General features: G+C 60.8%; 12 protein-coding genes. 6 read left to right on the top strand and 6 right to left on the bottom strand.

Annotated features, from left to right (window positions below):
* Nucleotides 1-36: 36 nt before the first annotated feature.
* From scpB to OK411_RS08610, 4 genes are all read right to left on the bottom strand, one after another.
* Nucleotides 37-1002, bottom strand: a complete 966-nt coding sequence (scpB, locus tag OK411_RS08625) for an SMC-Scp complex subunit ScpB (RefSeq protein WP_264364743.1) — start codon at nucleotides 1000-1002, stop codon at nucleotides 37-39.
* Nucleotides 1003-1013: 11 nt separating this feature from the next.
* The gene (locus OK411_RS08620) at nucleotides 1014-1712 is read right to left on the bottom strand and encodes a segregation and condensation protein A (RefSeq protein WP_172828192.1); all 699 of its coding nucleotides are present in this window, start codon (nucleotides 1710-1712) and stop codon (nucleotides 1014-1016) included.
* A gap of 123 nt (nucleotides 1713-1835) precedes the next feature.
* Nucleotides 1836-2465: an L-threonylcarbamoyladenylate synthase gene (locus OK411_RS08615; protein ID WP_016771124.1), complete on the bottom strand. Its 630-nt coding sequence runs from the start codon at nucleotides 2463-2465 to the stop codon at nucleotides 1836-1838.
* Nucleotides 2466-2478: 13 nt separating this feature from the next.
* Nucleotides 2479-3342 (bottom strand): PHP domain-containing protein, encoded by an 864-nt coding sequence (locus OK411_RS08610; protein WP_264364742.1) that lies wholly within the window; start codon nucleotides 3340-3342, stop codon nucleotides 2479-2481.
* A gap of 87 nt (nucleotides 3343-3429) precedes the next feature.
* On the opposite strand from OK411_RS08610, the gene OK411_RS08605 reads away from it, so the two are divergent.
* From OK411_RS08605 to OK411_RS08590, 4 genes are all read left to right on the top strand, one after another.
* Nucleotides 3430-4026 (top strand): septation protein A, encoded by a 597-nt coding sequence (locus OK411_RS08605; protein WP_016771126.1) that lies wholly within the window; start codon nucleotides 3430-3432, stop codon nucleotides 4024-4026.
* Nucleotide 4027: 1 nt separating this feature from the next.
* Nucleotides 4028-4327: a YciI family protein gene (locus OK411_RS08600; protein WP_016771127.1), complete on the top strand. Its 300-nt coding sequence runs from the start codon at nucleotides 4028-4030 to the stop codon at nucleotides 4325-4327.
* Between the two features lie 327 nt (nucleotides 4328-4654).
* The gene (locus OK411_RS08595; protein ID WP_016771128.1) at nucleotides 4655-5065 is read left to right on the top strand and encodes a translation initiation factor 2; all 411 of its coding nucleotides are present in this window, start codon (nucleotides 4655-4657) and stop codon (nucleotides 5063-5065) included.
* 7 nt (nucleotides 5066-5072) lie between these two features.
* Nucleotides 5073-5750: a response regulator transcription factor gene (locus tag OK411_RS08590; RefSeq protein ID WP_264364741.1), complete on the top strand. Its 678-nt coding sequence runs from the start codon at nucleotides 5073-5075 to the stop codon at nucleotides 5748-5750.
* A gap of 149 nt (nucleotides 5751-5899) precedes the next feature.
* On the opposite strand, the gene OK411_RS08585 is transcribed toward OK411_RS08590, so the two are convergent.
* Nucleotides 5900-6373, bottom strand: a complete 474-nt coding sequence (locus OK411_RS08585; RefSeq protein WP_264364740.1) for a hypothetical protein — start codon at nucleotides 6371-6373, stop codon at nucleotides 5900-5902.
* A gap of 262 nt (nucleotides 6374-6635) precedes the next feature.
* On the opposite strand from OK411_RS08585, the gene OK411_RS08580 reads away from it, so the two are divergent.
* Together OK411_RS08580 and OK411_RS08575 are read left to right on the top strand one after the other, a co-directional pair.
* Nucleotides 6636-7088, top strand: coding sequence for a Spy/CpxP family protein refolding chaperone (locus tag OK411_RS08580; RefSeq protein ID WP_042607494.1), 453 nt, complete (start codon nucleotides 6636-6638; stop codon nucleotides 7086-7088).
* Between the two features lie 176 nt (nucleotides 7089-7264).
* Entirely contained in the window at nucleotides 7265-8605 is a 1341-nt protein-coding gene (locus OK411_RS08575) for a sensor histidine kinase (protein ID WP_264364739.1), read from the top strand.
* Nucleotides 8606-8818: 213 nt separating this feature from the next.
* Here the strand turns inward: OK411_RS08575 and OK411_RS08570 are convergent, their stop codons facing one another.
* Nucleotides 8819-9385 carry a nitroreductase family protein gene (locus OK411_RS08570; protein ID WP_122611672.1) on the bottom strand — a complete coding sequence of 189 codons (567 nt, stop codon included), beginning with the start codon at nucleotides 9383-9385 and terminating at the stop codon, nucleotides 8819-8821.
* Nucleotides 9386-9476: the final 91 nt, after the last annotated feature.

The following is a 9476-nucleotide window of genomic DNA, read 5'->3' as shown; positions in this document are numbered from 1 at the left end:
CTCCCACAAGGGTCTTCACTGGTTTCTCAATAGGCGTCAGTCTTCGAACTCGCGCCGTTCGGCTTCGATTGCCTCGGCCAGTGCGCGGGCTTCGGCTTCTTCTTCGCTGAGTTCCGGTTCCGGCTGTTCGAGGGCGGCGACAGCGGCCAGGAGCTTCTCGCGGGCTTCGGCGACACCGAGAATGTCTTCTTCCGGTTCGGCGTCAGGCGCCGCTTCAAGTTCAACTTCAGCTTCAACAACCGGCTCGATGATCTCAGGCTCGGGCACCGGCGCTTCGCCATCCGCCGCATCGCGCAGCAAGTCGTCGAAGTCGGTCTTGATCCCCTCTTCCATGCTGTCCAGCTCCAGCAACAGGGAATGGAAACTGGTTTCTTCCTTCTCCTCCTCCGGCTCGGCGCTGGCGTCGGCCAGGTCCTGCAGACTCTGCGGCACCGGCGCGTCGTCGAAGTCGAGCACCGGTTCGGCTTCCATCTCGCGCAGTTCGGCTAGCGGCGGCAGGTCTTCGAGGTTTTTCAGGTTGAAGTGGTCGAGAAACGCCTTGGTCGTGGCGAACATCGCCGGTTTGCCCGGCACGTCGCGATAACCGACGACGCGGATCCACTCACGCTCGAGCAAGGTCTTGACGATGTTGCTGTTGACCGCCACGCCACGCACGTCTTCGATTTCGCCCCGGGTGATCGGCTGGCGATAGGCGATCAACGCGATGGTTTCCAGCAAGGCGCGGGAATAGCGCTGCGGGCGCTCTTCCCAGAGACGGCCGACCCACGGCGAGAACTTCTCGCGGATCTGCAAGCGATAGCCCGACGAGACTTCCTTGAGCTCGAAGGCACGGCCCTCGCAGGATTTGCCGAGCAGGGTCAGGGCTTTCTTGAAGACCGCCGGCTCCGGCCGCTCGCCTTCTTCAAACAGTTCATACAGGCGCTCAAGGGATTGCGGCTTTCCCGAGGCCAACAGAAAGGCTTCAAGCAGGGGCGCCAGCTCGCGGGGTTCAGTCAGGTTCATACAGGGACTCGTTATTCGGCTCGGGCTCGCACGTGGATCGCGGCGAACGGCTCATTCTGCACCAGCTCGACCAAGGATTCCTTGACCAGTTCAAGGATCGCCATAAAGGTCACCACCACACCGAGGCGGCCCTCTTCAGCGGTGAACAGCTCGACAAACGGCACGAAACCGCCGCCCTTGAGCCGTTCCAGCACATCGCTCATGCGCTCGCGGGTGGACAGCGCTTCACGGCTGACCTGGTGGCTTTCGAACATGTCGCCACGGCGCAGGACTTCGGCCATGCACATTAGAATCTCTTCCAGCGCGACGTCCGGCAACAGCTTGCGCGCCCGCGCTTCCGGGGCGTCGAGCTTGGGCACGATCACATCGCGACCGACCCGGCTCAGCCCATCGATACCTTCAGCGGCAGCCTTGAAGCGCTCGTATTCCTGCAAGCGGCGGATCAATTCCGCGCGCGGGTCGTCTTCTTCATCTTCGACGGTTTCCGCCCGGGGCAGAAGCATGCGCGATTTGATCTCGGCGAGCATCGCCGCCATCACCAGATATTCGGCGGCCAGCTCCAGACGCACCGACTGCATCAATTCGACGTAGCCCATGTACTGGCGGGTGATTTCCGCCACGGGGATGTCGAGGATATTGATGTTCTGTTTGCGGATCAGATACAGCAGCAGGTCGAGCGGACCTTCGAAGGCTTCAAGAAAGACTTCCAGCGCATCGGGCGGGATGTACAAGTCCAGCGGCATTTCCATGACCGCCTGACCATAGACCATCGCGAACGGCAGTTCCTGCTGGGCGCCGGCCTGGGGATCGACCACGGTTTCCACTGCGGACATTCAGGCCTCGACCATGAACGGCGTCGGATCGCCGCAACCGACGCGGACCACTTCCGGGTCGTCGCCGGTCAGGTCAATCACCGTTGAGGCCTTGATGCCGCCAAAGCCGCCGTCGATGATCAGATCGACCTGATGCTCAAGCAACTGGCGCATTTCGTAGGGGTCGCTGAGCGGGTCTTCGTCGCCGGGCATGATCAGCGTCACGCTCATCAGCGGCTCGCCCAGTTCGGCCAGCAGCGCCAGCGCGATCGGATGGCTTGGCACGCGCAGGCCGATGGTGCGTTTCTTCGGATGCAGCAACAGGCGCGGCACTTCGCGGGTGGCGTTGAGAATAAAGGTGTAAGGCCCCGGCAGGTGCGCCTTGAGAATGCGGAAGGTGCCGGTGTCGATCTTGGCGTAATTGCCCAGTTGCGACAGGTCGCTGCAGATCAGCGCGAAGTTGTGTTTTTCATCGAGCTGACGCAGACGTCGCACACGCTCGATGGCGGTCTTGTCGCCGATCTGGCAACCAATGGCGTAGGACGAGTCCGTGGGATAAATCACCACCCCGCCCTTGCGGATGATCTCGACCGCCTGTTTGATCAGGCGCGCTTGCGGGTTTTCCGGATGTATCTGGAAAAATTGACTCACATTCTCTACCTGTTCAGACGGCGGCAATATCTGTGTCATGTTTGAACCGACACCACAGGGGTGGAAGGTCCTCGGGAACCGGCCGGTACTGGCCGATCTCGGACCAGCCGCCAGGGCCATGGAAGTCACTGCCGGCGCTGACCAGCAGACCGAACTCACGGGCAAGGATCGCCAGGCTGCCCACCTGTTCTGCGGGCTGATGGCCATTGACCACCTCGATAGCATGCCCGCCTGCTTGAATATAGTCGGCAATCAGCTTTCGGCGCTTGCTACGGGTGAAATCGTAGTGCAATGGATGCGCCAGGCTGACCCAGGCTCCGGCGGCGCGCAGGGTGCCGACGGTGTCTTCCAGCGTCGGCCAGTGCAGCTTGACGTCGCCGAGTTTGCCGGCGCCGAGCCATTTGCGAAACGCCTCGGCGCGATCCTTTACATAACCTTCACGCACCATCCAGTCGGCGAAATGCGGCCGGGCCGGCGCGTTGCCGCTGTCGCCCAGTTCCTGCTGGATCTGCCGGGCGCCGTCGAGGGCACCGGGCATCCCCTTGAGTGCGAGCTTGCGGCTTATTTCTTCGGACCGCAGCCAGCGGCCATCGTGCAATTTGGCGATCGCTTCGACCAACGGCGCGGCGTTGACGTCGAAACCGTAGCCCAATACGTGAATGGTCGCCCCGCCCCAGGTGCAGGACAATTCGACGCCGTTGACCAGTTGCATGCCTAACTCGGTAGCGGCAGTACGCGCCTCGGCGAGCCCCTCAAGGGTGTCGTGGTCGGTCAACGCCAGGACTCGCACGCCGTTTTCGAACGCTCGCGCAACCAGAACCGCAGGCGCCAGGGCGCCGTCGGAGGCCGTGCTGTGGCAGTGCAAATCAACATTCACGGGGAGTTGTAACCTCAAATCAGCTGGCGCTATCGCGCGCCCATATGTTTGTTATTATGCCGCCACATCCAGCTTCTGGCTCTCACTGTGAAACAATTCATCGATTTCATCCCGCTTCTGCTGTTCTTCATCGTTTACAAACTTGATCCACGGGTCGTCGACATTGCCGGCCAGCAAGTGACCGTAGGCGGTATCTACAGCGCCACGGCGATGCTGATCATCAGTTCGCTGGTGGTGTACGGCGCGCTGTTCATCAAGCAGCGCAAGCTGGAAAAGAGCCAATGGCTGACGCTGATCGCCTGCCTGGTATTCGGCAGCCTGACGCTGGCCTTCCACAGCGAAACCTTCCTGAAATGGAAAGCGCCGGTGGTCAATTGGTTGTTCGCTGCGGCGTTCATCGGTAGCCATTTCATCGGCGATCGCCTGCTGATCAAACGCATCATGGGCCACGCGCTGACCTTGCCAGACCCGGTCTGGACGCGCCTGAACATCGCCTGGATCGGCTTCTTCCTGTTCTGCGGCGCGGCCAACCTGTTCGTCGCCTTCACCTTCCAGAGCATCTGGGTCGACTTCAAGGTGTTCGGCAGCCTGGGCATGACCGTGCTGTTCCTGGTCGCACAGGGCGTTTACCTGTCGCGCCATCTGCATGACACCGATACCACAACGCCTAAAACCGAGGACTGACATGCTCTACGCCATCATTGCCACCGACGTTGCCAACTCGCTGGAAGCTCGCCTGTCCGCGCGCCCGGCGCATCTGGAACGCCTGCAAGCGCTCAAGGGCGAAGGCCGCATCGTGCTGGCCGGCCCGCACCCGGCCGTCGACAGCAATGATCCGGGCGCAGCGGGTTTCACCGGCAGCCTGATCGTCGCCGAGTTCGACTCCCTGAGCGCCGCACAGGCCTGGGCCGATGCCGATCCGTACATTGCCGCCGGCGTCTACGCCAATGTGATCGTCAAGCCGTTCAAGCAAGTCCTGCCGTAATCCCGCTATTGAAATGCCGAAGGGATTCATGTGGCGAGGGGATTCATCCCCGCTGGGTGGCGAAGCCGCCCCAAACCCCATCCAACGCGGTGTGTCTGACACACCGCACGCCTCCCATTTCAGGACTGCTACGCAGCCCAACGGGGCGGTGCGACGTTTCGCTAAACCCCTCGCCACAGAATATTCATCAGCCACAAATTATTTGTCAGCCACCAACATCACCTCCTGCGCACTGAACCTTCTCGCTTCTCATCCATCTCAATCGCTCATTATTCTCGTTTGCCTGCCGACAACCTGCCCAATATCCATTTGGAAACAGGTGTCGCGATGCGCAAGGGTCCGTTGTGTCTGATGTTGCTCACGTTGTCGATCATGGCCCCCGCCCATGGTGAGGAAACCACCGAAAGCGGCAGCTCCACGCCATTGTCATTGAGCGCCGGCAGCCAGATCACCGAGCTGCAACAGCGGCTCAAGGCCAGTGAGCAGCAGCGCGAAGAACTGAACAAACAACTGCAAAATGCCGACAACACTCGCGAAAGCGCCCAGCTCGCCCGGCTGCGCCAGGAGAACCAGCGTCTGAAGCTGCAACTCAAGGAAGCCCAGGCCAGCCCGCTGCCGCGTTTGCTGACCGACCAACAGCAGTGGTTCGTCACTGGCGCCGGGGTAGCGCTATTGGCGCTGCTCTGCGGTATCTTTGCCAGTGGTGCAAGCCGAAAACGTCGGCAATGGCTAAATTGAGTGAGTCATGAGCGAGCTGTTACTGATTGATGATGACCAGGAGTTGTGCGAACTCCTGAGTAGCTGGTTGAGCCAGGAAGGCTTCCAGGTGCGCGCCTGCCACGACGGCCAGAGCGCCCGCAAGGCGTTGGCCGAAACCGCCCCGGCGGCGGTGGTGCTGGACGTGATGCTGCCCGACGGCAGCGGTCTGGAACTGCTCAAGCAATTGCGCAACGACCACGCCGACCTGCCGGTGCTGATGCTGTCAGCGCGTGGCGAACCGCTGGACCGCATCCTCGGCCTCGAACTGGGCGCCGACGATTACCTGGCCAAACCCTGCGACCCCCGCGAACTGACCGCGCGCCTGCGCGCCGTGTTGCGGCGCAGCCATCCCGCCGCTGTGTCAACGCAACTTGAGCTGGGCGACCTGAGTTTCAGCCCGTTGCGCGGCGTGGTCAGCATCGACGAAAAAGAACTGACCCTGACCGTCTCCGAAAGCCGCCTGCTCGAAGCCCTGCTCAAACAGCCGGGCGAGCCGCTGGACAAACAGGAACTGGCGCAACTGGCCCTCGGCCGCAAGCTGACCCTGTACGACCGCAGCCTCGACATGCACGTCAGCAACCTGCGCAAAAAAATCGGCCCCCACCCCGACGGCCGCCCGCGCATCGTTGCGCTGCGTAGCCGTGGTTACTACTACAGTCTATAAGACCTGCGCCGTGTAGAAGTGAGCCTGCTCGCGATGGCGGTGTGTCAGTCAACACACTCTTGTGCCATCGCGAGCAGCCTTACTCCAGAGGGGATCTGATCGTTTCCACGCTCTTTATGGGAATGCAGCCGTCGGTGGCTTTGCAGTGGTTAATCGGGCATCGAACGAATAATGTCGGCCAAATCGTCCTTGGTTATCTCGTTGGCCTTAATGGCAGCGGCAATGTCTTTTTTGGAAAGTGGAAAACGCTTGAAAATTTCTCGCAAAGTATTCGCATCAACATTTGCCAGCCAGAGCGGATCAATGAAAGAACCGCCGTACTCAGGCTTCATCGGTACTTCTTCGTGGGCAATCGTACCCTTATGGTTGAGATACACCACATAACTATCATGCCCTTCAGGAAAGCTTTTATCGTGATATAGCGTAGTACCCTGCGGCAGCACGTAGTAATTCTCGTCGCCGTTTGGACCCTCGATGAGCAACGGTTCTTTAGTTTTGATCATCTTCTTATCGTGCCCCTGCGAACCATGATCAAAAATCAAGAATGCCAAAAAAATCGCATTGACCGATAAAGCTGCCATCAGCCATGGGCCGACTTGCCTGGTAAACGTTTTATTTGTCATGGGGATCTCGGTATTTGCTTTGTTAAGGCACGCAGCCGTTGCTCTTATGCTGAGCGAGTACCGTCTAAATGAGCGATCACAGCCTCGGCCCGTGCATTATCCAAAAGATCGCAGCCTTCAGCATCACCTGCACTGGGTATGTGTAAGGCCGGGCACGAAACGTCTTTACCGAAGCTTTACGCTGCGCTGACCGCCGCTGACCTTGATCTGCGTAATCTGCACTCATCCGGAACGTACCGGGAACGAGACAAGGAGATACACCATGCGCAAGACTCTTATCGCTCTGATGTTCGCTGCCGCTCTGCCAACCGTGGCCATGGCCATGCCGCAGGATGGCGGTCCGCTGGGTGGTCCGCTGGATGGCCCGCGCCACGGTGGTCAGATGCACGGCGGCATGCACGGCAAAGGTCCGTACAGCCAGCTCGACCTGACCCGCGAACAACGCGAGCAGATTCGCAAGATCATGGGCGAGCAGATGCACGAGCGTAAGCAGGTGGTCGACAAGTACCTGGAGAAACTCTCGCCGGCCGACCAGAAAGCCATGAAGGACGAGATCGCGGCCAACCACAAGAAAGCCGAGTCCGATGTCCGTGCATTGCTGAAACCTGAGCAACAGAAGCAGTTCGACGAGATCCAGAAAAAACGCGCCGAACGCCGCGCCGAATGGGCCGAGTTCAAGGCCTGGAAAGCGCAGCAGGCGCAAAAGGCGCAATAATGGCTTGACCCTGGGCCCGACGACTCAACTCGTCGGGCCTGTTCCATTCAAATCGAATGTGGGAGCGAGCCTGCTCGCGAAGGCGGTGTATCAGCCAGCGATGAATTGACTGACACTACGCCTTCGCGAGCAGGCTCGCTCCCACATTTAAACGATCTGATTTTCGAGGAATTTCTGTGCGTTCACTGTTCTGGCGGATTCTTGCGAGCTTCTGGCTGGCCATCGCTCTGGTAGCCGGGCTGTCGATTCTGCTCGGGCACATGCTCAATCAGGACGCGTGGATTCTCAGCCGCCATCCCGGCCTCAACACGCTGGCGGCGGAATGGACGCAGACTTACGAAACCCAAGGCGAAGAAGCCGCGCAGGACATTCTCGAACAACGCAAACGCCAGTATCACATCGACGTTCAAGTGCTCAACGAAACCGGCGATCCGGTGGTGCGTGGCACCTTCCCGCGCCGCGCCGCAGCATTCGAAGCGCGCCAGAACAACGATGACCGCCGCCTGCCATGGCGGCGTCTGACCGACGAAATCACCAGTGAAAAAACCGGTGACACCTACCTGTTCATCTACCGCATCCCACACCCGGAACTCGACGCCTGGCACCGCGAAAGCCTGCTCTGGCCGCTGAGTGCGCTGGGCATCGCGCTGGTGGTGCTGACCCTGTTCAGTTTGCTCGTGACTTTCTCCATCACCCGCCCACTGAGTCGCTTGCGCGGCGCGGTGCATGATCTGGGGCAGACCACATATCAGCAGAACAGTCTGGCGAAACTGGCCAACCGCCGTGACGAATTCGGCGTGCTGGCCACCGATTTCAACCGCATGGGCGCGCGCCTGCAAAGCCTGATCGGCAGTCAGCGCCAGCTGCTGCGCGATGTCTCCCATGAACTGCGCTCACCACTGGCGCGCCTGCGCATCGCGCTGGCTTTGGCCGAGCGCGCCAACCCTGACGAGCGCGAAAAACTGTGGCCACGCCTGACCCGTGAATGCGACCGGTTGGAGGCGTTGATCAGTGAAATTCTGGTACTGGCACGAGTCGATGCCGACAACGCCAGCGCTGAAGAAGTGGACCTGAATGCGTTGCTCGCCGCGCTGCAAAAGGATGCGCAGCTCAGCTCGCCCGAGCAGACCGTACGCCTGCAAGCCGAGCCGCAGCTGAATCTCAAAGGCTGGCCGACGATGATCGAGCGCGCCGTGGATAATCTGCTGCGCAACGCCCAGCGCTTCAACCCGAGCGATCAGCCGATCGAATTGCACGCTGCGCGGCAGGGAGAGCGGATTGTCATCAGCGTGCGCGACCACGGGCCGGGGGTGCAGACCGAACATCTGAGTCAGTTGGGCGAGCCGTTTTATCGCGCGCCGGGGCAGACCGCTGCCGGGCATGGCCTGGGGCTGGCGATTGCCAAACGGGCGGCGGAACGGCATGGCGGCACGCTGACGCTGGCCAATCATCCGCAGGGCGGCTTTGTGGCGAGTCTGGAATTGCCGTTGGTACCGGGAGTCGTGGTCCAGCCCTGAAAAAGCCCCTCACCCCAACCCTCTCCCGGAGGGAGAGGGGGCCGACCGAGTTGTCTGCCGTTGTGCATCGACCTTATGGATTCGCAGAAACTAGACGTCCGGTATCCCGACGCTGGATTCAGCGAAGGACGCTCAGGTCGGTGTAATTCCAAAGCATCCCCAATCAGTCCCCTCTCCCTCTGGGAGAGGGTTAGGGTGAGGGGCTTTTGATCTTCAGGCTTTACCGGGCCAGGCGCTGACGAACTCAGCCAGATCAACCTTCTCCGCCACGCGCGGCTCTTTCTGCGGTGTGCCGAGGTAGAGGAACGCGATCACCTCCTCGCCTTCCACCAGCCCCAAGCCTTCGGCCACATGCTTTGAGTACGCCAGATCCCCGGTGCGCCACACCGCGCCAATCCCCTGCGCATACGCCGCGAGCAAGATACCGTGGGCCGCACAACCGGCCGTAAGCAGTTGCTCGGCCTTCGGATATTTCACGTGTTCCTGCAATTTCGCGATGACCACAACCACCAGCGGCGCGCGCAGTGGGCCGTTGCGGGCCTTGTCGATCATCGCTTCGCTGACTTCGCCGCTCTGCTGGCGGGCCGCCTCGGCCAGCAACTCGCCCATTTGCTCACGCGCTGCGCCTTCGACGGTCAAAAAGCGGTACGGCTGCAAGTGCCCGTGATCCGGGGCACGCAGGGCCGCGCCGAACAGGGCTTCGCGCTGCTCGGCAGTGGGGGCCGGTTCGACCAGTCGGGGAACGGAAACACGGTTGAGCAACGCGTCGAGAGCCTGCATCGGCCACCTCCTTTGAAAAATGTGCGGCTATTCTAGCTTCATCTGCGCAGCGCCTGCCGGTTTACATGCCTTGCCCCACAGGTAGAATGGC

Origin of the sequence: Pseudomonas sp. RG1, from assembly GCF_025910115.1 — a bacterium.
GTDB classification, from domain to species: domain Bacteria; phylum Pseudomonadota; class Gammaproteobacteria; order Pseudomonadales; family Pseudomonadaceae; genus Aquipseudomonas; species Aquipseudomonas atacamensis.
This window is presented reverse-complemented; position numbering and strand designations above follow the sequence as displayed.